This window comes from Microbacterium sp. JZ70 (genome assembly GCF_053903225.1).
This window is the reverse complement of record NZ_CP096405.1, coordinates 954,290-977,860: the sequence shown is the minus strand read 5'-3', so window position 1 is coordinate 977,860 and position 23,571 is coordinate 954,290. Positions and strand designations below refer to the sequence as shown.

The window sequence follows — 23,571 nt, the reverse complement described above, 5'->3', positions numbered from 1 at the left end:
AATTTGAGTATGGCGTTATATCAGTACGCGTGTCCAGTATGGGATACCGGTTGTGACGCGGCGAGTCGCCTAATGCCGCGCGATGACGGCGAGCACGGCCTCGCCGTAGGCATCGCGCTTCTTGGCGCCGATGCCGGTGACGCCGTCGAGCTGCGACAGCGTCGTGGGGCGGATCTCCGCCAGTGCACGCAGGGTCGCGTCGCCGAAGACGATGTACGCGGGAACGCCCTGCTCGCGGGCCGTCTCCGCCCGCCAGGCTCGCAACGTCTCGAACAGATCACGATTCTCGGGCGCGAGCGCATCGGCGGCACTCGCCTTGCGCTGGGGACCGCGCGACGCGCGCCCGATGACGTCCTTCCGCAGCGGCACCGCCGTCTCGCCTCGGAGGACGCCCGCGGACGCCGGGCTCAGCGCCAGGGTGCCGTACTCGCCCTCGGCCGCGAGCAGGCCTCGCGCGAGGAGCTGTCGGATGACGCTGCGCCAGTCCTGCTCGGAGAGGTCCTGCCCGATCCCGTACGTCGAGAGCGACTCGTGCCCGAACTTCCGGATGCGATCCGTCGACGCCCCGCGCAGGATGTCGATGATGTGGCCCGCGCCGTACGACTGGCCGCGCTCGCGCTTCAGGCGCACGACCGTCGAGAGGAGCTTCTGCGCCGCGATGAGGCCATCCCACGTCTCGGGCGGCTCGAGGCACGTGTCGCAGTTGCCGCAGGGGCCCGACTCCTGCCCGAAGTAGCCGAGCAGATTCTGCCGACGGCACGAGACCGTCTCGCACAGCGCGAGCATCGCGTCGAGATGCTGCCCCTGGCGCTGCTGGATGGCGCGGTCGCCGTCGCTCTGCTGGATCATCCGCCGCTGCTGCACGACGTCACCCAGGCCGTAGGCCATCCACGCGACCGACGGCTCGCCGTCCCGACCCGCGCGCCCGGTCTCCTGGTAGTAGCCCTCGACCGACTTCGGCAGATCGACGTGCGCCACGAAGCGGACATCGGGCTTGTCGATGCCCATGCCGAACGCGATCGTCGCGACGACCACCACGCCGTCCTCGCGGAGGAACCGCGCCTGGTGCGCCGCGCGCACCCGCGCGTCGAGACCCGCGTGATACGGGATGGCGTCGATCCCCTGCTGGGCGAGGAACGCCGCGACCTGCTCGACGGACTTGCGGCTCAGCGCGTAGACGATGCCAGCCGATCCCTCGGGCTGCGAGCGGATGAACTGCAGCAGCTGGCGACGGACGTCGGTCTTCGGCTCGATGCGGTAGCGGATGTTCGGTCGATCGAAGCTCGCGACGAAGTGCTTGGCCTCGGGGAGGCGCAGCCGCTCCGTGATCTCGCGGTGCGTCTCGCGCGTGGCGGTGGCCGTCAGCGCCATCCGCGGAACGCCGGGGAAGCGCTCGGCGAGCCCGCCCAGCGCGAGGTAGTCGGGCCGGAAGTCATGGCCCCACTGGCTCACGCAGTGCGCTTCGTCGATCGCGATCACGCTGAGCGCTCCGCGCGCGAGCAGCGCGAGAGTCTGCTCGCCGTTCAGCCGCTCGGGCGCCACATAAAGCAGGTCGAGCTCACCCGCGAGGTACGCGCGCTCGACCGCGGCGCGCTCGTCGGGCGCCTGCGTGGAGTTGAGGTACGCGGCCCGCACGCCGTTCGCGCGCAGCGCGTCGACCTGGTCGTGCATGAGCGCGATGAGCGGCGACACGACGAGCCCCGTGCCCTCGCGCACGAGCGCCGGCACCTGGTAGCAGACGCTCTTGCCGCCACCGGTCGGCATGAGCACGACGGCATCGCCGCCCGCGATGACCTGCTCGACGATCGCCTCCTGATCGCCGCGGAACGACTCGTAGCCGTAGACCGTGCGCAGCGCGTCGATCGCACGGGGGAAGCGGGATGGCGCCGCCTGCGGCGCGCGCGACGGCTCGCGGGGCGCCCGGGGCGCGTCATCCGGCGGGATCCATCCCTCCGGCGGGCCGTCGTCGTACGGCTCCTCCGGCGGAACCCAGCTGTCGTCGTCGGGGATGCGCGCGACGATCCACGGATCGCCCTGGGGGTCGCTCTGCAGATGCGCGGGCATGCCCTCGAGTCTAAAGACGACCCGCGACATCCGGCCCCGGCGCCCGGGATCTGCCCTAGCGTGGAAGCCCCAGGAAAGGAGCGCCCATGAGCGATCTCACGGTCACCCGGAACGACGAGCTGAGCAGGTACGAGCTTCACGACGGCGAAGCGGGCGTCGTCGCGGGCTACGCGGAGTTCGAGCAGGGAACGGGCCGGATCCGGTTCACGCACACGGTCGTGGAGCGCGAGTTCCGGGGCCGCGGGTACGGCGAGATGCTCGCATCCGACGCCCTCGCCGATGTGGCCCGCCGCGGCGACACGATCATCCCGCTGTGCCCCTTCATCGCGAAGTACCTCAAGGAGAACGAGGTCTCCGGCGCGGTCGTGCAGTGGCCCGACGGCACGCCGCACGACGCCGCGACCCCGGGAGAGCAGCCGGGATGACCCGGCTCGACGCCGGCGTCGAGGAGAGCGGCTCGACCCGGTGCGACGGCCCGCGGGCCGTGCTCCTCGCCGCGCGGGAGGTCCCGCTGGGCGGGGTGCGTGCGATGGAGGTGCACCGCTCGCTGCCGCAGCGCGAGCTCCCGACCGTGGGCGCCTGGTGCTTCCTCGACCGCTTCGGTCCGCAGGAGGCCGTCATGCGCGTCGACCCGCACCCGCACATCGGGCTCCAGACGGTAACCTGGCCGCTCGTCGGCGAGGTGCACCACCGCGACAGCATCGGCAGCGACGTCGTCGTCCGCCGCGGCTCGCTCAACATCATGACCGCGGGGGCGGGCATCTCGCACTCGGAGTACTCGCTCGGCGAGGGCGCTGTGCCGCTGGACGCCCTGCAGCTGTGGGTCGCGCTGCCCGAGGAGCGCCGCCACGGCGGCCCCGCGTTCGAGCGGCACGACCGCCTGCCGACCCTGTCGCTCCCGACCCGCGACGGCGACGCGGCGCAGGCGACCGTCGTGGTCGGCGAGCTCGCCGGAGTCACCTCACCGGCGACCATGCACACGCCCATCGTCGGCGCCGAGATCTCGCTCCCGCCCCGCTCTCGCGTGCGCGTTCCGCTGCAGCACGAGTGGGAGCACGCCGTCATCGGCATCGAGGGCGACCTCCGAGTCGTGACCGGTTCCGACCTCGAGGAGACGCCCGTGCGGGCGCAGGATCTCCTCTACCTCGGCGTGCACCGCGACGAGATCGAGCTCGCGACGGAGGAGGGCGCCCTCCTGTTCCTCATCGGCGGCGAGCCCTTCCCCGACGACATCGTCATGTGGTGGAACTTCGTGGGGCGATCGCACGACGAGATCGCCGTCGCGCGAGAGGAGTGGGAGGCGGCGGGGCCCCGCTTCGGCACGGTCGAGGGCCATCCGCCCGAGCAGCGCATACCGGCCCCTCCCCTGCCGAACGTCCGCCTGACCACTCGGCGCCGTCGCATCTGAGCGGACTTAGGCTGGGCTTCGTGCCCCGCAACTCCGCCCTGTCCACGCGCGTCCTGCTCGTCTGCGCCGCGATCGGGGTCGCGACCGGCGCTCTCGGCGGCATCGAGGGATGGCTCGTCACGCCGGTGCTGGCCGGGGCGCCGATCATCTACGGGTTCCTCCTCGGCGTGCACGTGCTCCCGGGCATCGTCGCGCAGGAGCTGCTCCGGATGCCCTGGGTCGCCCTTCTCGCGCACGTGCTCGCCGCGCTCGTGAGCGCCGCGGTCGCGCCGCCGTTCACGCTCCAGTTCCTCATGACGGCGCTGCTCTTCGGCGGTCTGCAGGAGGGCGTCGCCGCCCTGTTCCGCTATCGCGCGTGGTCGTGGTGGCGCTTCCTCCTCTCCGGTGCGGCGATCGGCGTCTTCGTGGCGGTCATCGTCGCACTGGCCGCCGACATCGCCGCCCTTCCTACCTGGGCGCAGGTCGCCTACCTCGTGCTCTCGGTGCTCGGGCCGCTCGCCTGGACGCTCGTGGGGCTCGCCGTCGGCGCCGGCCTCCGACGCGCCGGCGTCGCGACGCCACGGAGGCAGCCCGCGCGGACCCCGTGAGCCGACAGACCGCTCACTCAGGTTAGGTAAGGCTAAATTGGTGGGGTGACCCCCGCCGACGACGAGACGCTCCTGCGCGTGCGCGAGGTCTCGGTCGCCTATCCGGAAAGCGAGCGACGCGCACCCGACGGCGTGACGTTCGAGGTCCGGCGCGGAGAGGTCGTGCTCGTCCTCGGACCGAGCGGCTCGGGCAAGTCGACGCTCGCGCTCACGCTCGACGGGCTCATCCCGCACGCGATCGACGCCGATCTCGCCGGCACGGTCGAGGTCGACGGCATCGACACCCGCGACAGCTCGCCGGCCCGGCTCAGCACGCGCGTGGGCATCGTGTTCCAGGATCCCGACGCCCAGGTCGTCACCGCGACCGTGCTCGACGAGGTCGCGTTCACCCTCGAGAACCTCCTGCTCCCCGTCGACGAGGTGCTCTCCCGCTCCGAGGCGGCCCTGCGCCGCGTCGGGCTGTGGGAGCAGCGCGACCTCGACCCCGATGCCCTGTCGGGCGGCGGTCGCCAGCGCCTCGCGATCGCGTGCGCACTCGCGGCGCGCGCCGACGTCGTCGTCCTGGACGAGCCGACCGCGAACCTCGATCCGCAGGGCGTCGCCGACGTGTACGAGGCGCTGCACGATCTCGTGTCCGCCGGAGACCGGGCGATCGTGCTCATCGAGCACGATCTCGACGCCGCGGTCGCCCTCGCGACGCGCGTGATCGTGCTCGATGCCTCCGGCCGGCTCGCGTTCGACGGACCGGTGGCCGAGGTCCTACGCACGCACGTCGACGCGCTCGAGCGGATGGGCGTCTGGCTCCCAGCCGCCCTCATCGCCGCACGCCGCCTCGAGCGGCAGGGATGGCGGTTCGACGCCCTGCCGCTCACTCCCGATGAGCTCGCTTCGGCGCTGAACGGGCAGGAGCCACCGTCGGGCATCGCACCGTGCCCCGCCGCGACCGCCCGAGGTGTCGAGGCTCGCGGCACCGCCGTGAGCGTGCGCGGTCTCACCGTCCGCCGGGGCCGCACCGTCGCCATCCGCGACGTCGATCTCGATCTTCCCGCGGGATCGTTCACAGCCGTCGTCGGCCCGAACGGTGCGGGCAAGACGACGCTCGTGCAGGCGATCGCGGGCGTCGTCGCCCCGCCGAAGCGGAGTGTGAGCGTGCACGGCCTCGATGTCGGGCGCGCGTCGGCACGCGAGATCTCCGCGCGGGTGGGCTTCGTCTTCCAGAACCCCGAGCACCAGTTCATCGCGCACACGGTCTTCGACGAGCTCGCGCACGGGCTGCGCATCCGGCGGGTTCCCGAGCCCGAGATCCGAGAGCGCGTCGGCGACATGCTCGAGCGCTTCGGCCTGACCGCGCATGCCGACGCGCACCCGTTCCGCCTCTCCGGAGGACAGAAGCGGCGCCTGTCGGTGGGGACCGCCCTCATCACGGCGCCCAGCGTGCTCGTGCTCGACGAGCCGACCTTCGGCCAGGACCGCGCACGCGCCGAGGAGCTGCTCGGCATCCTCACGCGCCTGCACGAGGCGGGGACGACCGTCGTCATCGTGACGCACGACCTCTCCGTCGTCGAGCAGCACGCGACGCACGTCGCCGTCGTCGCGGACGGCACAGTCGTCGGGTTCGGCACGGCGGCGGATGTGCTCGACGACGCGGGGCTGCTCGCGCGCGCCGGTCTGCGCCCGCCGCCCCTGCGGCGCGTGCTCGCAGCGCACCCCGCGGCAGCGGCCGCGCTCGAGGCGGAGGTGCCCGCGTGACGATAGCCTCGTCCTCGGTCGCGCGCACCGCGCCATCCGTCCGCCGCCGCCCTCCCCTCCTCGCCCTCAATCCGCTCGCGAAGATCGCCGCCCCGCTGCCCGCGATGGCGATCGTGCTGCTGAGCCGCGACCTCGCGACCCCCGCCGCCTTCCTCGCGCTCGCGTGCGCGCTCATGCTCGCGGGCGCCCGCCTCACGCGACGCGTCGCGCTCCTGCTCGGCATCGCCCTGCCCGCGATGGTGCTCGCGGTCGGCGCGGGGTTCTCGATCTGGACCGACGCCGCGAGTGTCGCGGGGACACCCGTCGTCGCGGAGATCGGCGGATGGCGGCTGCACGCGGGAGCGCTGGCCGTCGGCTTCGCGACGTCGCTGCGCCTCGCGGCGCTCCTCGCCCTCGCGCTCATCGGGGGCGCGACGACCGAGGGGCCCGATCTCGTGCGCGCCGCGATCCGGACGCTCCGGCTGCCGTACCGCATCGGCTACGCGGCGCTCGCCGCGTACCGGTTCGTGCCCCGGTTCCGGCACGAGCTCGAGCTCATCCGCGCGGCCCACCGCGTGCGCGGGCACCACGGCGGCCGGGGCCCGCTCGCGGCCGTGCGACGCGGATTCGGCACCATCGTGCCGCTGCTCGCGGGAGCCATCCGGCATGCCGAGCGCGTCGCTCTGGCCATGGATGCGCGCGCGTTCGGCGCCCATCGCACGCGCACCGAGCGGCACGTCGTGCTCTGGCGCGCCCGCGACACCGTCTTCGTCCTCGCCTTCTGGGCGTGCACCGCCCTGCTCATCGCGCTCATCCGCCCGTTCGGGTGACGCCCCGACCCGAAGGAACGCCATGGCCGTCGCCAGCCGACTCGTGAAGCCCGAGACGCAGGAGCTGCTGCGCCTGACCGTGCTGCGCACACAGCAACTCTCCCCGCACTGGATGCGCGTCACCCTCGGCGGCGGCGACATCGCGCGCTTCCGCCCGATGGGCTACGACCAGTGGTTCCGGATCTTCCTCCCCGTGCACGGGGAGGCGGGGCTCGAGCGGGTGCCCGCGAAGGCGAACCGCCTCTTCGGGTACCTGAAGTTCCTGCGGATCCCCGAGGGGATGCGGCCCGCGATGCGCAGCTACACCGTGCGCGCGTTCCGCCCGGCGGATGGCGCGGCGGGCGCCGAGCTGGACGTCGACTTCGTCGTGCACGAGGCTCCGGACGGCTCGATGGGCCCTGCGCCGAGCTGGGCCGTCGCCGCGCAGCCGGGCGAGGACGTCGCGATCATCGACGAGGGCCTCGTCTTCCATCCCGAGCGCGGCACCGATCGCGTGGTGCTCGTCTCGGATGAGACGGGGGCGCCGGCGATCGCGGGCATCTGCGCATCGCTCCCCGCCGACGCGACCGGCCTCGCGATCATCGAGGTGCCGTCGCACGACGACGCGCTCCCCTTCGCGCACCCCGAGGGAGTCGCCGTGCACTGGGTCATCCGCGAGGATCCGCACGCCCGCCCGGGCGCCGCCGCCCTCGCGGCGCTGCGCGATGCCGCGCTCCCGACCGAGCGCTTCCACGCCTTCCTGGTCGGGGAGCAGCAGCTCGCCACCGGCGCGCGACGGCTCCTCGTCCACGAGCGCGGCGTCGACAAGGCCGATATCGGCTTCTGCGGATACTGGCGGGTCGGGGCCGGCGCGGGCGGGTGACCGAAGCCGCTCAGTCGGCGTAGTCGGGTGCGGCCGGGAGCCCGAAGAACTCCTCGAGCGTGTGGTAGCCGCCCTCGTGGTAGGCCTGCGCGAGCTCGACCCCGATATAGCGCAGGTGCCACGGCTCCGGGTTGTAGCCGGTCGTGTCGGTGTGCCCGCTCTCGTAGCGGACGATCCAGCCGTGCCGCCACGCGTTCTCGACGATCCAGTCGCCCTGCGGCGTGCCGGCGATGTCGTAGATCGTGCCGCAGCTGCCCGACGTGCAGGCCACGACGTCGGCGGCGAGACCGAGCTGGTGCTCGCTGAAGCCCGGGCGCGCGGAGATCGCCTCGGCGCCCTCCTCTCCGAGCGCGCCGATCTGCCCCTGGAACGTGCTGACCTGGGTCTGATACGAGCGGTACCCGCTCTGGAGCGCCACGTCCCCCGCGCCCGATGCGGCGGCATCCGCCACGAGCGCGTCGAGCGCGGCGGCCGCATCCGGCCGCAGCCCGCCGCCGACGAGGCTCCGCGTGCCCGCGGGCACCATCACCTCGGGCGCGTAGTCGATCGGGTTCACGGGCCGCTGCTTGTTCACGACGACCCAGGGCTGCGTCGGGTCGTCGAGGCGGATGCACGAGGCACCCTCGGCCGCCGCCGCGCGGAACTCCTCCGCTCCGCCGAACGCGGCGATGACCGCGGCGGCGTCTCCGGCCGCCGCTGCGGCGGGCGACGCGCACGGATCCTCCGCGACGACCACCTCGAACTGCGGCACGGGCAGCGACTCGATCGAGCCGGGAGGCGTCTCGACGGGCGCCGGCGACGCCGTCTGCGCCGACGACGCGTGCGCGGGGCGCTCGTCGTGGGCGACCGACCAGACGGCACCCAGGACGCACGCGGCGACGACGCCCGCTGCGGTCGCGAGCACGACGAGGCCGCGCCCTGAGAGCAGCCGCGGCGGCCGCGCCGCATGTCGCGCGACGAGCCCGCGGCGCCGTGCATAGCGCCCGTTCGTCATGCCCCCATTGTCGCGACCCGACCCTGACGATCCTCCGACTCCCCGGATCGAACTTCTGTCCAGTATGGACTTGACATCAGTTTCGGATATCTGTTCTATGGAGGGATGAGGTGGCAGGGGCAGCGTCTGGGTGCCGTGGACGCATCGGCACTCCCCGGTCTCGACCGCGTCGACGCCGGAGTGCGGACCGTCACCACACCCGAGTTCGCGGGCATGACGTTCCACGAGGTGATGGCCAAGTCGGCACTGAACCACGTTCCCGGGCCGAGCTCGATGCCGTTCGACTGGACGATCAACCCGTACCGGGGCTGCAGCCATGCCTGCGTGTACTGCTTCGCTCGCGGAACGCACGAGTACCTCGAGCTCGACGCCGGGCGCGACTTCGACTCCCAGATCATCGTGAAGGTGAATGTCGCAGAGGTGCTGCGCCGCGAGCTCTCCCGCCCGTCGTGGCAGCGCGAGCACGTCGCGCTCGGCACGAACACCGACCCGTACCAGCGGGCGGAGGGGCGCTACCGGCTCATGCCCGACATCATCGATGCGCTCGCGGACTCGGGGACGCCGTTCTCGATCCTCACGAAGGGCACGCTGCTGCGGCGGGATCTCCCGCAGCTCGCGAGGCGGAGGGCGGATGTCGACATCTCGCTCGCGATGTCGATCGCCGTCTACGACGATGCGCTCCAGCACGCGATCGAGCCGGGGACACCCTCGGCGCAGGCGCGGCTCGACACGGTCCGCGCGGCGGCCGACCTCGGATTCCGGGTGCAGGTCTTCCTCATGCCGATCGTGCCGCACCTCAGCGACTCGGTCGAAGCGCTCGACGATGCGCTCGCGCGCGTGAAGGCGTCGGGAGCGCACCGGGTCGTGTACGGCGCACTTCATCTGCGGCCCGGCGTCAAGCCGTGGTTCTTCCAGTGGCTGCAGCGCGAGCATCCCGACCTCGTCCCCGCGTATCGCGGGCTCTATCCCGGGGCATCCGTCGAGGCGCCGAAGGGGTACCGCACGTGGCTCGCGCAGCGCATCCGCCCGCTCATCCGCGCGCACGGACTGAACGGCTACGCCGAGGAGGAAGAGCCCCCGCGCACACGCGTCGCGCCGCGCGCGGCGCCGCGGTTCATCGAGACGCGCTCGGCTCCGGCGGCGGCGCCCACGCTGTTCTGAGGGCTCACCCCGAGTACGACACGCCCCACCGCAGAACCCACTCCTCGCCGGGCGCGAGCCACGTGAGCGCTCGACCGGAGTTGAACGCGTCGGCGGGGGCGGTCATCGGCTCGATCGCGACGGCCAGGTCGCGCCCGGGATAGTTCTCCGTCGTGAAGACCTGCACGAAGCCGAAGCTCTCGTCCTGCCAGACGGTGAGCCGGCGACCGTCCGGCGCGGTCAGAGTCGTTCGGGCGAGCCCATCCTCCCCGCGCACGACGCCGCCGTAGGCGCGATCCAGAGCGACGTCGCCGAGGCGCACGCCGCCGCGGAGATCCGTCGCGTCGTCGACGTCGTGCTCGGCGACCGGCAGCATCCGGTCATCCACCTCGAACCAGGTCGTGCCGGGCGCGGCGATCACGAGGTCCGCCGTGTCGACGCCGCCGATCTCGAAGAACGGGTGGGTGCCGAGCGCGACGGGAGCCTCGGCGTCGCCCGCGTTGCGGACGCGGTGCGTCACCGCGAGCCCGTCGTCCACCAGGGTGTACGTCACGCTCGTCGCGAGGGTGAACAGGTAGCCGTTCTGGGGATAGACCACGGCCGACAGCGTCGCCTCCGCCTCGCCCGCGACGATCTCGTACGGCGCGAAGCGGAGCAGTCCGTGGCTCGCGTTGCCGTACTTCGGCTCCGAGATCGCGAGCTGCTCCGTGACGCCGCGCTGCGACCACCGGCCGTCGCGGATGCGGTTCGGCCACGGCACGAGCACGATGCCCGATGCGGATGGCGTCCGCTCGCCTTCCGGGTACCGCGACACGAGGTCGACGCCGCCGACCGTCAGCGCGCGCAGCGACGCCCCGACCTGCGCGATCTGCGCGGTGACCTCGCCCAACGCGCCCTGCGCCCGGAGAACGACCTGCTCGCCGGTCGGATCGATTCGCTTCATCGCCACTCCCTGCTTCCGCGACCACCCGCCGCCTCCCCAGTATCGCGCTCCGCGGCCCCCCGAGTTTGCTAGCCTGGCTAAAGACTTTCGCCGAACAGGAGCTCCATGCGCGACCGCCGCACGCCCGTCGACCTTCCCTCCGCACCCCGGGTCCAGACGGTGAGGCCGCAGGACGGCAGCACCCCGCGCGCACCGCGATGGCTGCGCATCCTTCTCCCGGCGATCCTCATCCTCGTCTGGTTCGCGGCCGCCTCCATCGGCGGACCGTACTTCGGCAAGGTCGACGAGGTGTCGTCGAACGATCAGACGACGTACCTGCCGGAGAGCGCCGACGCGACCGCCGTGCAGCAGCGCCTGTCCGACTTCACGGACGGCGACGCGATCCCCGCCGTCGTCGTGTTCTCGTCGGATGAGCCCCTCGACGGCGATGCCCTCGCCGCGATCGACGACCGGCTCGCCGCTGCGGCCGACCTGCCCGCCGTCGACGAGGTGTCGCCGGCGATCCCCTCGGAGGACGAGCTCGCCGCGCAGGCGTTCGTGCCCGTGTCGTCGGAGGCCGATCTCGGGGAGGCGATCTCCGAGCTCGGGAGCACGCTCCGCGACGGACTCCCGGACGGGGTCGAGGTCCACATCACGGGCCCGGCGGGCTTCTCGAACGACCTCGTGTCGGCGTTCGCCGGCATCGACGGCATCCTGCTGCTCGTCGCGCTGCTGGCCGTGCTCGTCATCCTCGTGATCGTCTACCGATCGCTCCTCCTGCCGCTCGCGGTGCTGTCGACGAGCCTCTTCGCGCTGTGCGTCGCGCTGCTCACCGTGTGGTGGCTCGCCAAGGCGGGCGTCCTGCTGCTGAGCGGGCAGACGCAGGGCATCCTCTTCATCCTCGTGATCGGGGCCGCGACCGACTACTCGCTCCTCTACGTCGCCCGCTACCGCGACGAGCTCATCCACGAGGAGCGCCGCTGGACCGCCTCGATGCGCGCGCTGCGCGGGTCGTTCGAGCCGATCCTCGCGTCGGGCGGCACCGTGATCGCCGGGCTCCTCTGCCTCCTCCTGAGCGACCTCAAGTCGAACAGCACCCTCGGCCCGGTGGCCGCCATCGGCATCGTCTTCGCGATGCTCTCGGCGCTGACGCTGCTGCCTGCTCTGCTGTACGTGTTCGGGCGGGCGTCGTTCTGGCCCCGCCGCCCGGTCTACGCGCCGAACGCGCCGTCGGCCGCGGTGCCGACGCGCGGGCTGTGGGCGCGTGTCTCGCGTCTCGTGGAGCGACGGCCCCGACTCATCTGGATCGTCACGGCGCTCGTCCTCGCGGCGGGATCGCTCGGCTTCACCCAGTTCCAGGCGTCGGGCGTGCCGCAGTCGGAGCTCGTGCTCGGCTCGTCCGAGGCGCGCGACGGGCAGGCGGTGCTGGGCGAGCACTTCGCGGCGGGCTCGGGCAGCCCCGTGTACGTCGTCGTCGCGGAGGACGACCTGCAGGCCGCGGCCGACGTGCTCCTCGCCGAAGACGGGATCGACGGCGTGGCCGTGTCGGCAGACACCGACAGCCGCAGCGCGCCCGTGACGGAGGACGGTGTCACCGCGTTCGGCCCTCCCGGAACGCCCGCGCCCGCGCCGACGGTGGCGGATGGCGATGTGCTGCTCCAGGGGACGCTCGCGGATGCCGCCGACTCGGCCGCGGCGGAGCAGACGGTGCGCGACCTGCGCGCGGCCCTCGAGGACGCCGTTCCGGGTGCGCTCGTCGGAGGCGTCACGGCGACCGACGTCGACACGAACGACGCCTCGATCCACGACCGCAACCTCATCATCCCGGTGATCCTCGCGGTCATCCTCGTGATCCTCATGCTGCTGCTGCGCGCCATCCTCGCGCCCGTGCTGCTCATCCTCACGACCGTGCTGTCGTTCGGGACGGCGATGGGCGTCTCGGCGCTCGTCTTCAACGAGCTCCTCGGCTTCCCGGGCGCCGACCCCGCCGTGCCGCTCTACGGGTTCGTCTTCCTCGTCGCGCTCGGAATCGACTACAACATCTTCCTCATGACGCGCGTGCGAGAGGAGTCGCTCGCGCACGGGACCCGCGACGGCGTCCTGCGCGGTCTCGCGATCACGGGCGGCGTCATCACGTCGGCGGGCCTCGTGCTCGCGGCGACGTTCACGGCGCTGTCGGTGATCCCGGTGCTGTTCCTCGTGCAGCTCGCGTTCATCGTCGCGTTCGGCGTCCTGCTCGACACGTTCGTCGTCCGATCGCTGCTCGTGCCGGCGCTCGCATACGACATCGGCCGTGCCGTCTGGTGGCCGTCGAAGCTCAGCCGCGGCGAGCGCTGACCGGAGCGCTGATGCAGAACGGCCCCGTCGAGCGACGGGGCCGTTCTGCATGCGCGGGGCTACGCGGTGAGCTGCTCCGCGGTGGGGGCGCCCGCGAGCTCCTCGAGGAGGTCGTCGCCGGGGCGCACCTGATCGAAGGGCGCGTCGATCTCGGCCCGCTCGAGCAGCTCGCTCATGCGGCGCTGGCGCATCCGCGTGATGAGCGTGACGACACGGCCCTCGCGGCCGGCACGACCCGTGCGGCCCGCGCGGTGCAGGTACGTCTTGTACTCCGTCGGCGCGTCGGCCTGGACCACGAGATCGACGTCGTCGACGTGGATTCCGCGCGCGGCGACATCCGTCGCGACGAGCACCTGCGCGCGACCCTTCGAGAACTTCTCGATGTTGCGCGTGCGCTTGGCCTGGTTCAGGTCGCCGTGGAGGGCGACGGCCGTGAGGCCTGCGTCCTCGAACTGCTCGACGAGCTGCTCGGCGTAGGCGCGGGTGCGCGAGAAGACGAGCGTCTTGCCCTCGCGGTCGACGAGCGTCTCGAGGATCTCGCCCTTGCTGCGCTGGTCGATCACGAGCACGCGGTGGTCGATCGTGCCCGAGTCCTGCGTCTCGCCGGCGACCTCGTAGACCGACGGCTCGACGAGGAACTCGTCGACGAGCGCGGCGACCTCGCGGTCGAGCGTGGCCGAGAACAGCAGCTTCTGCGATCCGTCGGCCGTGAGACGGAGGAGACGCTGAACGGGCTCGAGGAAGCCGAGCTCGCACATGTGGTCGGCCTCGTCGAGGACGGCGATGCTGATCTGCGAGAGGTCGAGCTTGCCCTGCGCGTGCAGATCCTCCATGCGCCCGGGAGTGCCGATGATGATGTCGACGCCCTTCTTCAGCGCGCCCACCTGGCGCGCCTGCGGCACGCCGCCGTAGATCTGCGTCGTGAAGAGGCCGACGCTGCGCGCGATCGGCTGGATGGTCCGGTCGATCTGCAGGGCGAGCTCGCGCGTCGGAGCGAGGATGAGCGCGACCGGCGCGCGGCCGAACTCGCGCTTCTGGCCGGCCTTCGAGCGGAGCACGCGCTCGACGAGCGGTGCGCCGAACGCGATGGTCTTGCCCGAGCCCGTGCGTCCGCGAGCGAGGACGTCGCGGCCCTCGATGATCGGGGGGATGGTCGCAGCCTGGATCGGGAACGGCTTCGCCGCTCCGAGCTCGGCGAGAGCGCGCTCGATGTTGTCGCCGAGGCCGAGCTCGCCGAACGACACGTCGACGGCCTCGCTCGTCTGGACCGCCTGAGCCTCGAGACGCTCGTGGACGACGTCGATCTGCTGCTCCTGCGCGGCCGAGCGCGCGGGGCGCTCGTCGCGACGCGGACGGTCGTCGCGGAACGACGGGCGGTCCGTGCGGGGCGCGCGGTCGTCGCGGGTGAAGCGCGGGCGCTCGTAGCCGCCCTCGCGACGCTGGTAGCCACCTTCGCGACGCTGACCACCGAAACCGCGGTCCTCGCGACGCTCGAAGCCGCTCTCGCGGCGCTGGCCGGCGTAGCCGCCTTCACGGCGCTGACCGCCCTCGCGGCGCTGACCGGCGTATCCGCCTTCACGACGCTGACCACCGAAACCGCGGTCCTCGCGACGCTCGTAACCGCCCTCACGACGCTGACCGGCGTATCCGCCCTCACGACGCTGACCGCCGAAGCCGCGGTCGTCGCGACGCTCGAATCGGTCGCTCGACGAGCGGTCGAAGCGGCCGCCGTCACGCGCGGGGCGCGCGTCGTCGCGACGCTGGCCGCGAGACGCTCCGTCGTTGCCGCGGAAGGGGCCGCCGGGCTTCTTCTTGGCGTAGCGGGGGTCGAAGTTCTGGGCCGGACGACCGCCGGCGGGCTTCTTGTTCTTGGGCATGGGTGTGTCCTTCGGGTTCTCGCACGAGAACAGCGCTCGACGCACGCAGGCGCGAGCAGACCCGGACAGTCGTCGGCCGGGGGCCATTCATGTGATGGTTCATGCGCGTCGATCGACGCTCACCATCGGCCCCTGGACTCACACCTTGCCAAAACGTCCGCGCTGTGCGCGCGGTGTCCGAAGCCGACCGCACGACACTACCGGACCGGTCTGGGAAACCGCCCGGCAGGCCATCCGCCGTCCCCGAATCGGACTCGCGGTGCCCCTGACGACTCATGAGCACGACACGCGCACACCAGCCCCGGCGATCCGATTCCAGGCACGAGCCCGCCTTCCCCCGAATCGGACCCATGGTGCCCCTGTCGACTCATGAGCACGACACGCGCACACCAGCCCCGGCGATCCGATTCCCGACACCATCCGCGGAAACCCGCGGGCCCCCGCCCCGCCGCGCCCGCGCCCCAGCTACTGCGGTCGGTGCTGCACCGGTGCGGCCGACGGCAGACCGCCCGCGATCGTCGCCGTCTGGGTCGGAGTCGCCGTCGGCGCCACGTACACCGGGGCACCGACCCGCTCCCCCGCGCGCCCCTCGGGAGCCGCCGCGCCGTGACCGGCCTGCGCACCACCATCCGCCGTGTCGCCGTCAGCTGGCCCGTCGCCGGTCGGCTCATCCGGGGCCGTGCCTTCGCCATCCGAGCCGCCGCGGCCGGCGCGCTTGGCGGCACGGCGCTCCTTCGCCCCCTCGACGAGGTTGTAGAGCGTGGGCAGCACGATGAGCGTGAGCAGGGTCGACGAGACGAGGCCGCCGATCACGACGATCGCGAGGGGCTGCGAGATGAATCCGCCGTGGCCGGTGATCCCGAGGCCCATCGGCGTGAGGGCGAAGATCGTCGCGAGCGCGGTCATGAGGATCGGACGGAGTCGCATCGACGCCCCCGCGAGCGTCGCGTCGTGCGCAGACAGCCCGCGCTCGCGGTACTGGTTCACGAGGTCGACGAGCACGATCGCGTTCGTCACGACGATGCCGATGAGCATGAGCACGCCGATGAGCGAGGCGACGCCCAGCGGCACGCCCGTCACGACCTGCAGCAGGATGGCGCCGGTCGCCGCGAACGGGACGGAGACGAGGAGGAGGATGGGCTGCCGCAGCGACTTGAACGTCGCGACCATGACGACGTAGACGATGAGGATGGCCGCGAGCATGGCGAGGCCGAGCTGCGCGAACGACTCCGCCTGCTGCTCCGCCACACCCCCGACCGAGGCGGTCGCGCCGTCGGGCAGGTCGGCCGCGGCGATCGCGGCGGAGGCCGAGCCGGTCGCGATCGCGAGGTCGTCGACCGAGGGCGGCACCGTGATCGTGGCCGTGCGGCGTCCGCCGACCGTCGTGATCGAGGCGGGGCCCTCGCTCTCCTCGATCACGGCGAGATCCTCGAGGGGCACGACGCCGCGGGCCGTCGGGATGGCCAGCTCGCGCAGCTCCTCGACGGTCGCGGGCGGGTCCTCGGCGGCGATGTACACCGTCAGCGCGGTGTCGCCGAACTCGACCGTGCCCGCCTGCTGCGGCTGCATTGCGGACGAGACGATCGAGCCGATGGCGGCCTCGGAGAGACCTGCCTCGGCAGCGGCCGCGCGGTCGACCTCGACGGCGATGTACGGCAGCGACGATGCGAGGTCGTCCGTCACGGTGCCGACGCCCTCGCGCCCCTCGAGCTCGGCGACGATCGCCGCGGTGGCATCGGCGAGCGCGTCGGAGGTCGGCGCCTCGACGCTGATCTCGATGTCGGACGAGCCGAATCCGGATGACCCGGCGACAGTGACCTCGCCGGCTCCCTCGAGCCCGTCGAGGGCCTCCTCGACCTCGGCGCGCAGAGCCTCCTGGTCGACGCCGTCCTCGGTCATGACGGAGTAGGTGACGCCGCCGCCCCCGCGGAACGCGTCGGACAGCGCGGATCCGCTCGAGCCGATCGAGGCCTGCACGGCCTCGATGCCGTCGATCCCGTCGAGCGCGTCCTCGACCTGGCGAGCCGCGGCATCCTTCGCCTCGAGGCTCGCCGTGTCGCCGAGGTCCTGCGAGATGGTCATCGTGTTCTGACCCGAGTCGCCGAGGAAGTTCACCTTCATGAGCGGCGCGGCCGCGACCGTGCCGACGAGCACCAGCACGGCGAGCACGAGGGTGATGCCCGAGTGCCGGAGGGTCCATCCGAGCACCGGAAGGTACGCACGCTGCAGTCGCGACGGCGGAGCGTCGGGATGCTCGGGGTCGATCGGGCGCCCCTCCGCGTCGAGCAGCGGCTTGCCGGGGCGCATGAACCAGTACGCGAGCACCGGCACGATCGTGAGCGCGACGAGGAGCGACGCGCTCATCGCGATCGTGACCGTGAGCGCGAACGGCCGGAAGAGCTCGCCGACCATGTCGCCCACGAACACGATCGGCAGGAACACCGCGACCGTCGTGATCGTCGACGCCGTGACCGCTCCCGCGACCTCGCGGACGGCGAGGCGGATGGCCGCGCCCTTCTCGGCGCCGCGCACGTAGTGCCGCTTGATGTTCTCGATCACCACGATCGAGTCGTCGACCACGCGCCCGATCGAGATCGTGAGCGCGCCGAGCGTGAGCATGTTGAGCGAGTACCCGAAGGCCTGCATGCCGATGAACGTGACGAGCACGCTCGTCGGGATGGAGATGGCCGTGACGATCGTGGAGCGGATCGACAGCAGGAACACGAGGATGACGAGCACGGCGAAGACGAGGCCGAGCAGTCCCTCCGTCGCGAGCGTCTCGATCGACTCGACGATGTACGGCGCCTGGTCGAACACGATCGTGAACTCGGCGTCGGGGAAGGTCTCGCGCAGGTCGTCGATGACCGCCTGCACGCCTTCCGACACCTCGACCGTGTTCGCCGCCGGCAGCTTCGTGATCGAGATCGAGATCGCGTCCTCGCCGTTCACGCGCGACAGCGAGGTGGTCGGATCGTCGGTCTGCTCGACGTCGGCCACATCGTCGATCGTCAGCGCGGGCGGCACGATCGGCTGCCCCGTCGTCGGGTCGACCGTCGGGGCGGCCGCGGCGAGGGGAAGCTCGCGCAGCGTGTCGAGATCCTCGATCTTCGCCCCGGTCTGGACCGTGAGGGTGCGGTCGCCCTCTGTGATCTCGCCGCCGGGGAAGAGGTTGCCGTTCTGCTGCAGCGCATCCGAGACCGCCTGCTGCGTGAGGCCGTTCGCCGCGAGCGCCTCGGGGTCGGGGGTGATCGTGACGCGCTGGCCCGTGCCTCCGACGATCTCGGCGGAGCCGACGCCGTCGACGTCCTCGATGTCGGGGATGGCGATGCTCTCGAGCTGCGCCTGCGCGTCCTCGCCGAGACCGGAGACCGCGACCTGGATGACGGGCAGGTCGTCGATGCTGACCGACAGCACCTGGGGCTCGACGTTCTCCGGCAGCTGGCTCGAGATGCGGTTGATCGCCTGCTGCATCTTCTGCTCGGCCGTCGCGAGGTTCGAGCCGTAGGCGAACGTCGCCTGCACGATCGACGCGTCGGTCGTCGATGTCGCCATGGTCGACTCGAGACCCGCGACGCCCTGCACCGCCGTCTCGATCGGCGTCGACACATCGGACTCCACGACCTCGGGCGATGCCCCGGGGTAGGTCGTCATCACGACGAGCGTCGGGAGCTCGATCGACGGGATCAGCTCCTGCTTGAGGCTCGTGAGCGAGAGCCCGCCGAAGACGGCTGCGCAGATCGTGATGAGCGCGATGAGGGCGCGGTTCTTGAGGCTGAGGACGGCGAGCTTCGACACGGATCTCTCTCGTTGGTGGAGCCGGGCGCGGGAGCGGACGGACCGATACGGTCCTGTATCCGCCTCGTCATTCTCTCAGCGGGGCGCGCACCGGCGCCTCCACCTACGGGATGATCCTGATCAGACCAGGGCACCGATCGCGACACCGGCCGCGGCGGCCGCCACGCAGAGCGCGAGCGTCCCCAGCGCGTCGAGAAGCGCCTTCCGCACCTGGCCCTCGCGGAGGAACGCCGCCGCGTCGAGCGACACCGTGCTGAAGGTCGTGTAGCCGCCCAGCAGCCCCGTCCCCGCGATCGCGAGCCACGGCCATCCGAGCGCGGCGCCCGTGAGCACCCCGAGCGCGAGCGAACCCGACACGTTCACCGCGAGGATGGCCCAGGGGAAGCCGCGTGGGACGACGCGCGAGAGCAGCACGTCGACGAGCCAGCGCAGGCCGGCGCCGATCCCGCCGGCCAGGGCGACGAGCGCGACGAGCCCGGGGGTCACGCCGCGGCCCCGCGCGCGACGCGCGCGCCGACGACGAGGCCCGCGAGCGCCGCCCCGACCGCGAGGATCACGAGCAGGGCCGAGCCGGCGAGCACGAGCGCGATCTGCGGGCCAGGGGTTGCGCCCGCGACCTGAACGGCGAACGCGCTGTAGGTCGTGAAGCCGCCCAGCACGCCCGTCCCGAGGAAACCGCGCCATCGCGCATGCCGCGCACCGCATACGCCCGCGACGAACCCGAGCAGGAGCGATCCGACCACGTTGATGACGGCCGTCATCCAGACGACGGAGCCGTCCGGGACGAGCGCCGTCAGCACGTGCCGTGCGGCGACGCCGATCGCGCCGCCCGCGCAGACGAGGGGCAGCAGCTCCCAGCGGATGGGTGCACGCGTCACGAGCGAGACACTACCGGGTCGACGCACGCGTGCCTGTGCCCGTCGCGCAGGCACACGAAAGTCGCCGCGGAGGGTGCTCCGCGGCGACTTTCCATGATGATCTGAGAAGGGCTAGGCCTTCTCGAGCTCGTCTTCGTCCTCGTCCTCGTCGGCGTACTGGTCAGCCCAGCGGTCGACGTACGGGTCGTCATCCGGATGCGCGAGTTCGCGTTCCAGGGCCCGATAATCGACGCTCGGGCTGAACGACTTGAGTTCGCGGGCGAGCTTTGTGTGCTTCGCCTTCTGACGGCCACGCCCCATGCGCGAGACCCCCTTATGTTGAGCAGCATCGGGCTTCATGCGCCGGCCCGTATGCATAACTTCCGACAGCCGGCTGATGCCGGGAAAGAGTAGGATCCAGGATACCACGCGGCCCTCGGGCACCGGCCGGGCTGCGGCACAGAGAGGACGGGCCATGAGCGATAACGAGGTCTTCCCCGCCGACGAGGCACCCGACGCGGCAGCCGACGAGTCCCTGCACGGGGCCGTCATCGTGGGCGCGATCCCGGGCCAGGCACCCCGTGTGATGAAGGAGGCGGCCCGCTATGCGGCCCTTCTGCACGCGCCGCTCGTCGTGGCCCACGTCGACGTGACGCGCTTCGTGACCTACGAGGATCCGGACGGATTCGTGCAGACCGCGCCCGTCGACATCCACATCGACGCCGGCGCCGAGGAGCTCGAGGCCGTCCGCCGAGCAGCCGAGGAGAACCTCGCCGGCAAGGACGTCCGCTGGACGGTCCGCCAGCTCGTCGGCGACCCGGCGCTCGCCCTCAAGCACTTCGCCGAGAAGATCGACGCGCGCCTGATCGTCGTCGGCACGCGCAAGCGCGGCATCGGCGACTCGATCCGGGAGTTCTTCACCGGATCGGTCGCCGCGCGCCTGTCGCACCGGCAGCACCGCAACATCCTCGTGGTGCCCGTGGGCGAGCCGCTCGCGGACGACGAGGACTGGCCGCTCGAGGAGTAGGCCTCAGCGGCCGCCGAGCGCGCGCTCGAGCGCAGCAGCTGCGTCCTCGAGAGCACGGCCGAGGTCGTCGACGACGGATGACGCGAGCTCGCCCCCGCGCGCCACGTGCGTGCGCAGGTCAGCTCGGATGCGACCGCGGAACTCTCCCACGAGCACCTCGGCGCGCTGCAGCTGCTCGCGCGCGCGGACGCGCGGGTCATCCCCACGGTGCGGTCGCGGCGCCTCCGCGGTCGCGCTCGCGGCCGCCGCGAGATCGGCGCGCAGGCTCTTCATCGCCTCGCTCACGCTCGAGCGCACGCCGTCGGCGATGATCCGGACGGAGTCGGCGAGCCCCTCCTGGATGCCGTCGAGTTCGGCCGCACGCGCACGCACCTCGGCGCGCCCGGCATCCGTGATCGCGTAGATCGTCTTGCGGCCGTCGACGCTCTTCGTGACGAGTCCCTCCTCCTCAAGCTTCGCCAGGCGGGGGTAGATCGTGCCCGCGCTCGGCGTGTAGGTGCCGCCCGTGCGCTCCGCGAACGCCTGCATGATGTCATAGCCGTGACGCGGCGTCTCATCGAGGAGGCTCAGGAGGTAGAGGCGCAGGTCGCCGTGCGAGAAGACCGGAGGCATCAGCGAGCCTCTCCCTCGCCAGCCGCCGCCTGCCCCGGCCACTGCACCTCGCCATCCGACTCGGCCGCCGCATCGGGCACCGAGCCGTCCTCGCGGCGCACGACCGTGATGTCGCCCGCGACCGTGTTGATCCGCACGTCGACGAAGCGGCTCGACAGCTCGCCCACCGAGTCCGTGTAGCTCACCGGCCCGGACGACGCGTACGCGACGCCGTCGATGCGCACGCGGCCGCTCGCCGAGCGCGCCACGTAGTTCGCGGCGTACCCCTTGTCCAGGCGCAGCGTCACGGCGCCGCTCACGCCGTTGACCGACACGCGCTCGACCTGTCCGACCGCGTCGACGAAGGTGGTGCCCGACACCGTGTCGACGTCGACCCGCGACACGGCGCCCGAGACGGCGACATCGCCCGAGACGGTGTTGGCCGAGAAGGCGCCCTCGAGGTCGCGCACCTGCACGTCGCCCGAGACGGCATTCGCCCCGAGATCGCCGCGCAGGCCGTCGACGAGCACATCGCCCGACACGGTGTTCAGACGCGCCGGCTGCTCGAGCCCCGCCACCAGCGCGCCCGCGCTCACGACGCCGAGCGTGAGGGCGACCGCGCGCGGGACGGCGACGCTGATCTCCGCACGCGGACCGGCAGCGCCGAAGTTGCGGAAGACCTCGAGGAAGTTGTCCCAGCGCAGCTGCGGGTGGTCGATCTCGAGCTCGTCTCCCGTGAGCTCGATGCGGAGGTCCTTGACCGTCACGCCGTGCACCTCGACCCGCGCATGCGGCTCGTCGTGCCCGATGATGTCGACCTGGCCGCCGATGAGGCCCACCTTGAGGCGGCGGACGCCCTCGACGTCGATGATGCGGGTCTCCCCCGGATGGATGACCCACTTCTCGTCTGTCATGATCTGCTCCTGTCTGCCCTGGCACGGGCATCCGACTCGAGATATATCTCGACTTGAGAGGAGTCAAACACGATATATCTCGATCTGCAAGCGTCTTCGGGAAATCGGCGGTTGACATTGACGCAACGTCAACCTCTAGCGTGATTCTCACCACCACGACAGAGGAGAGAAGCCGCCTTGGAATGGTCGATCCAGCAGATCGCCCGCCTGACGGGCACGACGAGCCGCACGCTGCGTCACTACGACGACATCGGGCTGCTGCCGCCGTCGCGCGTCGGCCACAACGGCTACCGCTACTACGACGAGTCGGCCCTGGTCCGCCTGCAGCGCATCCTGCTGCTGCGCGAGCTCGGGCTCGGCCTGCCGCAGATCGGCGACGTGCTGGCTCGCGAGACGAGCCCCGCCCGCGCGCTCGAGACGCATCTGGCGTGGCTGGAGGAAGAGAAGGGTCGACTCGAGCGGCAGATCCGCGCGGTGACGTCGACCATCGGATCCCTGAAGGAGGGGAAGGAGCTCATGGCAGAGAACATGTTCGACGGCTTCGACCACACGCAGTACAAGGACGAGGTCGAGCAGCGCTGGGGTCGCGACGCGTACGCGCGGGGCGACGCCTGGTGGCGCGGGATGAGCGAGGCCGAGCGCACGGCGTGGCAGGAGCGCACGTCGCAGCTCTCGCGCGACTGGACGGCGGCCGCCGAGGCCGGCGTCGATCCCGCGTCCGACGACGCACAGGCTCTGGCGCAGCGCCACGTGGAGTGGCTGACCGGCATCCCCGGCACCCCCGCGGCCGTGCCCGGCGGCGACGTCAAGGCGTACGTGCTCGGTCTCGCCGAGATGTACGTGGCCGACGACCGGTTCGCCGCGAACTACGGCGGCACGGCCGGCGCGACGTTCGTGCGCGACGCGCTGACGGTCTACGCCGACGCGCGTCTGTGATCGCGCGCCAGCACATGGCAGAGAGCGCCCCGTGTCCCTGAGACACGGGGCGCTCCTGCACTTCGCGCAGCCAGCGCGATAGCGTCGAGGCAGTCGGAGAATCGGCGCACACCAGGAGGAACCGTGACGGACACCCAGCACCAGCCCATCGGACTCGCCCGCACCCTGCGCACGATCGCCATCGTCACGGGCGTCATCTCGCTCATCGCGGGCCTCGTGATCGTCATCTGGCCGTTCAAGTCGGCCGTCGCCGTCACGGTTCTCATCGCGATCTACACCCTCGTCGCGGGCATCATCGACATCGCGCTCGCGGTCGTCTCGAAGGGGCTGAGCGGATGGCTGAGAGTCGGCCTGGCGCTCCTCGGCGTCCTCTTCGTGGTCGCCTCGATCGTCGCGTTCTCGAACCTCGCGTCGACGACGGCCCTCCTCGGCGTCTTCGTCTCGACGTTCCTCGGCATCGCGTGGATCTTCGAGGGCGTCGTCACCCTGTTCGCGCTCGGCGGCCCCAAGGACCCGTTCAGCCCGGTCGTCCGCTCGAAGGGCTGGACGATCGCGTACGCGATCGTCAGCATCCTCGCGGGCATCGTGCTGCTCGTCTCGCCGATGCTCGCCGCCGTGTGGCTCTGGCTCTTCATCGGCGCCTCGCTGCTCGTCTTCGGCGTGATCCAGATCGTCCGCGCCGCGACGCTCGAGCGCTGAGCG

The 23,571-nt window shown here is 71.8% G+C and carries 21 protein-coding genes; 11 read left to right on the top strand and 10 right to left on the bottom strand.

Translation table 11 applies throughout. From position 1 onward, the window contains the following. Window positions 1-69 precede the first annotated feature (69 nt). Entirely contained in the window at window positions 70-2,064 is a 1,995-nt protein-coding gene (gene recQ / locus M1D46_RS04380; protein WP_456286734.1) for a DNA helicase RecQ, read from the bottom strand. Between the two features lie 86 nt (window positions 2,065-2,150). Here recQ and M1D46_RS04375 point away from each other — a divergent pair, with 86 nt between their 5' ends. The 6 genes from M1D46_RS04375 to M1D46_RS04350 are packed head-to-tail and all read left to right on the top strand — an operon-like array spanning window position 2,151 to window position 7,479. Further along, window positions 2,151-2,489, top strand: a complete 339-nt coding sequence (locus tag M1D46_RS04375) for a GNAT family N-acetyltransferase (RefSeq protein WP_271173511.1) — start codon at window positions 2,151-2,153, stop codon at window positions 2,487-2,489. Beyond that, window positions 2,486-3,472: a pirin family protein gene (locus M1D46_RS04370; protein ID WP_456286733.1), complete on the top strand. Its 987-nt coding sequence runs from the start codon at window positions 2,486-2,488 to the stop codon at window positions 3,470-3,472. The genes M1D46_RS04375 and M1D46_RS04370 overlap by 4 nt, the downstream gene beginning before the upstream one ends. Before the next feature lie 20 nt (window positions 3,473-3,492). Then, window positions 3,493-4,059: an ECF transporter S component gene (locus tag M1D46_RS04365; protein WP_324012805.1), complete on the top strand. Its 567-nt coding sequence runs from the start codon at window positions 3,493-3,495 to the stop codon at window positions 4,057-4,059. A 45-nt stretch (window positions 4,060-4,104) separates the two neighbouring features. Next, window positions 4,105-5,808 (top strand): ABC transporter ATP-binding protein, encoded by a 1,704-nt coding sequence (locus tag M1D46_RS04360; protein ID WP_456286732.1) that lies wholly within the window; start codon window positions 4,105-4,107, stop codon window positions 5,806-5,808. Continuing rightward, window positions 5,805-6,617 carry an energy-coupling factor transporter transmembrane component T gene (locus M1D46_RS04355; protein ID WP_456286731.1) on the top strand — a complete coding sequence of 271 codons (813 nt, stop codon included), beginning with the start codon at window positions 5,805-5,807 and terminating at the stop codon, window positions 6,615-6,617. The genes M1D46_RS04360 and M1D46_RS04355 overlap by 4 nt, the downstream gene beginning before the upstream one ends. Before the next feature lie 22 nt (window positions 6,618-6,639). Then, window positions 6,640-7,479 carry a siderophore-interacting protein gene (locus M1D46_RS04350; RefSeq protein WP_456286730.1) on the top strand — a complete coding sequence of 280 codons (840 nt, stop codon included), beginning with the start codon at window positions 6,640-6,642 and terminating at the stop codon, window positions 7,477-7,479. A 10-nt stretch (window positions 7,480-7,489) separates the two neighbouring features. On the opposite strand, the gene M1D46_RS04345 is transcribed toward M1D46_RS04350, so the two are convergent. Next, window positions 7,490-8,473, bottom strand: a complete 984-nt coding sequence (locus M1D46_RS04345) for a M15 family metallopeptidase (RefSeq protein ID WP_456286729.1) — start codon at window positions 8,471-8,473, stop codon at window positions 7,490-7,492. Window positions 8,474-8,578: 105 nt separating this feature from the next. Here M1D46_RS04345 and M1D46_RS04340 point away from each other — a divergent pair, with 105 nt between their 5' ends. Further along, the gene (locus M1D46_RS04340; RefSeq protein ID WP_456286728.1) at window positions 8,579-9,634 is read left to right on the top strand and encodes an Rv2578c family radical SAM protein; all 1,056 of its coding nucleotides are present in this window, start codon (window positions 8,579-8,581) and stop codon (window positions 9,632-9,634) included. Between the two features lie 4 nt (window positions 9,635-9,638). Here M1D46_RS04340 and M1D46_RS04335 read toward each other — a convergent pair whose 3' ends face one another. Continuing rightward, window positions 9,639-10,556 carry an aldose 1-epimerase family protein gene (locus tag M1D46_RS04335; RefSeq protein WP_456286727.1) on the bottom strand — a complete coding sequence of 306 codons (918 nt, stop codon included), beginning with the start codon at window positions 10,554-10,556 and terminating at the stop codon, window positions 9,639-9,641. Between the two features lie 105 nt (window positions 10,557-10,661). Between M1D46_RS04335 and M1D46_RS04330 the strand changes: the two genes are divergently transcribed. Continuing rightward, entirely contained in the window at window positions 10,662-12,872 is a 2,211-nt protein-coding gene (locus M1D46_RS04330; RefSeq protein WP_456286726.1) for an MMPL family transporter, read from the top strand. A 59-nt stretch (window positions 12,873-12,931) separates the two neighbouring features. On the opposite strand, the gene M1D46_RS04325 is transcribed toward M1D46_RS04330, so the two are convergent. From M1D46_RS04325 to M1D46_RS04305, 5 genes are all read right to left on the bottom strand, one after another. Next, window positions 12,932-14,749 (bottom strand): DEAD/DEAH box helicase, encoded by a 1,818-nt coding sequence (locus M1D46_RS04325; RefSeq protein ID WP_456286725.1) that lies wholly within the window; start codon window positions 14,747-14,749, stop codon window positions 12,932-12,934. 465 nt (window positions 14,750-15,214) lie between these two features. After that, window positions 15,215-18,544 (bottom strand): efflux RND transporter permease subunit, encoded by a 3,330-nt coding sequence (locus M1D46_RS04320; protein WP_456286724.1) that lies wholly within the window; start codon window positions 18,542-18,544, stop codon window positions 15,215-15,217. A gap of 120 nt (window positions 18,545-18,664) precedes the next feature. After that, window positions 18,665-19,030, bottom strand: a complete 366-nt coding sequence (locus M1D46_RS04315) for a fluoride efflux transporter FluC (RefSeq protein ID WP_271173495.1) — start codon at window positions 19,028-19,030, stop codon at window positions 18,665-18,667. Further along, a complete protein-coding gene (locus M1D46_RS04310) occupies window positions 19,027-19,422 on the bottom strand; it encodes a fluoride efflux transporter FluC (protein ID WP_324012823.1) in 396 nt (131 codons plus the stop codon). The genes M1D46_RS04315 and M1D46_RS04310 overlap by 4 nt, the downstream gene beginning before the upstream one ends. Before the next feature lie 111 nt (window positions 19,423-19,533). Beyond that, window positions 19,534-19,722, bottom strand: a complete 189-nt coding sequence (locus M1D46_RS04305) for a DUF3073 domain-containing protein (protein WP_282979377.1) — start codon at window positions 19,720-19,722, stop codon at window positions 19,534-19,536. A gap of 154 nt (window positions 19,723-19,876) precedes the next feature. Between M1D46_RS04305 and M1D46_RS04300 the strand changes: the two genes are divergently transcribed. Then, window positions 19,877-20,428: a universal stress protein gene (locus M1D46_RS04300; RefSeq protein WP_271173493.1), complete on the top strand. Its 552-nt coding sequence runs from the start codon at window positions 19,877-19,879 to the stop codon at window positions 20,426-20,428. Between the two features lie 3 nt (window positions 20,429-20,431). Here M1D46_RS04300 and M1D46_RS04295 read toward each other — a convergent pair whose 3' ends face one another. Continuing rightward, a complete protein-coding gene (locus M1D46_RS04295) occupies window positions 20,432-21,040 on the bottom strand; it encodes a PadR family transcriptional regulator (protein ID WP_324012825.1) in 609 nt (202 codons plus the stop codon). Then, window positions 21,040-21,933 carry a DUF4097 family beta strand repeat-containing protein gene (locus M1D46_RS04290; protein ID WP_456286723.1) on the bottom strand — a complete coding sequence of 298 codons (894 nt, stop codon included), beginning with the start codon at window positions 21,931-21,933 and terminating at the stop codon, window positions 21,040-21,042. The genes M1D46_RS04295 and M1D46_RS04290 overlap by 1 nt, the downstream gene beginning before the upstream one ends. 177 nt (window positions 21,934-22,110) lie before the next feature. Here M1D46_RS04290 and M1D46_RS04285 point away from each other — a divergent pair, with 177 nt between their 5' ends. Both M1D46_RS04285 and M1D46_RS04280 read left to right on the top strand, forming a co-directional pair. Beyond that, the gene (locus M1D46_RS04285; RefSeq protein WP_456286722.1) at window positions 22,111-22,869 is read left to right on the top strand and encodes a MerR family transcriptional regulator; all 759 of its coding nucleotides are present in this window, start codon (window positions 22,111-22,113) and stop codon (window positions 22,867-22,869) included. 123 nt (window positions 22,870-22,992) lie between these two features. Then, complete coding sequence (locus tag M1D46_RS04280) at window positions 22,993-23,568, top strand: HdeD family acid-resistance protein (RefSeq protein ID WP_271173489.1); 576 nt, start codon at window positions 22,993-22,995, stop codon at window positions 23,566-23,568. Window positions 23,569-23,571 lie beyond the last annotated feature (3 nt).

What these genes read in the sequence shown, in the direction of transcription:
- M1D46_RS04305 (WP_282979377.1), bottom strand. Translation starts at nt 19,722, where the DNA reads ATGGGGCGTGGCCGTCAGAAGGCGAAGCACACAAAGCTCGCCCGCGAA.
- M1D46_RS04335 (WP_456286727.1), bottom strand. Translation starts at nt 10,556, where the DNA reads ATGAAGCGAATCGATCCGACCGGCGAGCAGGTCGTTCTCCGGGCGCAG.
- M1D46_RS04345 (WP_456286729.1), bottom strand. Translation starts at nt 8,473, where the DNA reads ATGACGAACGGGCGCTATGCACGGCGCCGCGGGCTCGTCGCGCGACAT.
- M1D46_RS04325 (WP_456286725.1), bottom strand. Translation starts at nt 14,749, where the DNA reads ATGCCCAAGAACAAGAAGCCCGCCGGCGGTCGTCCGGCCCAGAACTTC.
- M1D46_RS04330 (WP_456286726.1), top strand. Translation starts at nt 10,662, where the DNA reads ATGCGCGACCGCCGCACGCCCGTCGACCTTCCCTCCGCACCCCGGGTC.
- M1D46_RS04350 (WP_456286730.1), top strand. Translation starts at nt 6,640, where the DNA reads ATGGCCGTCGCCAGCCGACTCGTGAAGCCCGAGACGCAGGAGCTGCTG.
- M1D46_RS04295 (WP_324012825.1), bottom strand. Translation starts at nt 21,040, where the DNA reads ATGCCTCCGGTCTTCTCGCACGGCGACCTGCGCCTCTACCTCCTGAGC.
- M1D46_RS04375 (WP_271173511.1), top strand. Translation starts at nt 2,151, where the DNA reads ATGAGCGATCTCACGGTCACCCGGAACGACGAGCTGAGCAGGTACGAG.
- M1D46_RS04340 (WP_456286728.1), top strand. Translation starts at nt 8,579, where the DNA reads ATGAGGTGGCAGGGGCAGCGTCTGGGTGCCGTGGACGCATCGGCACTC.
- M1D46_RS04290 (WP_456286723.1), bottom strand. Translation starts at nt 21,933, where the DNA reads ATGACAGACGAGAAGTGGGTCATCCATCCGGGGGAGACCCGCATCATC.
- M1D46_RS04300 (WP_271173493.1), top strand. Translation starts at nt 19,877, where the DNA reads ATGAGCGATAACGAGGTCTTCCCCGCCGACGAGGCACCCGACGCGGCA.
- recQ (WP_456286734.1), bottom strand. Translation starts at nt 2,064, where the DNA reads ATGCCCGCGCATCTGCAGAGCGACCCCCAGGGCGATCCGTGGATCGTC.
- M1D46_RS04370 (WP_456286733.1), top strand. Translation starts at nt 2,486, where the DNA reads ATGACCCGGCTCGACGCCGGCGTCGAGGAGAGCGGCTCGACCCGGTGC.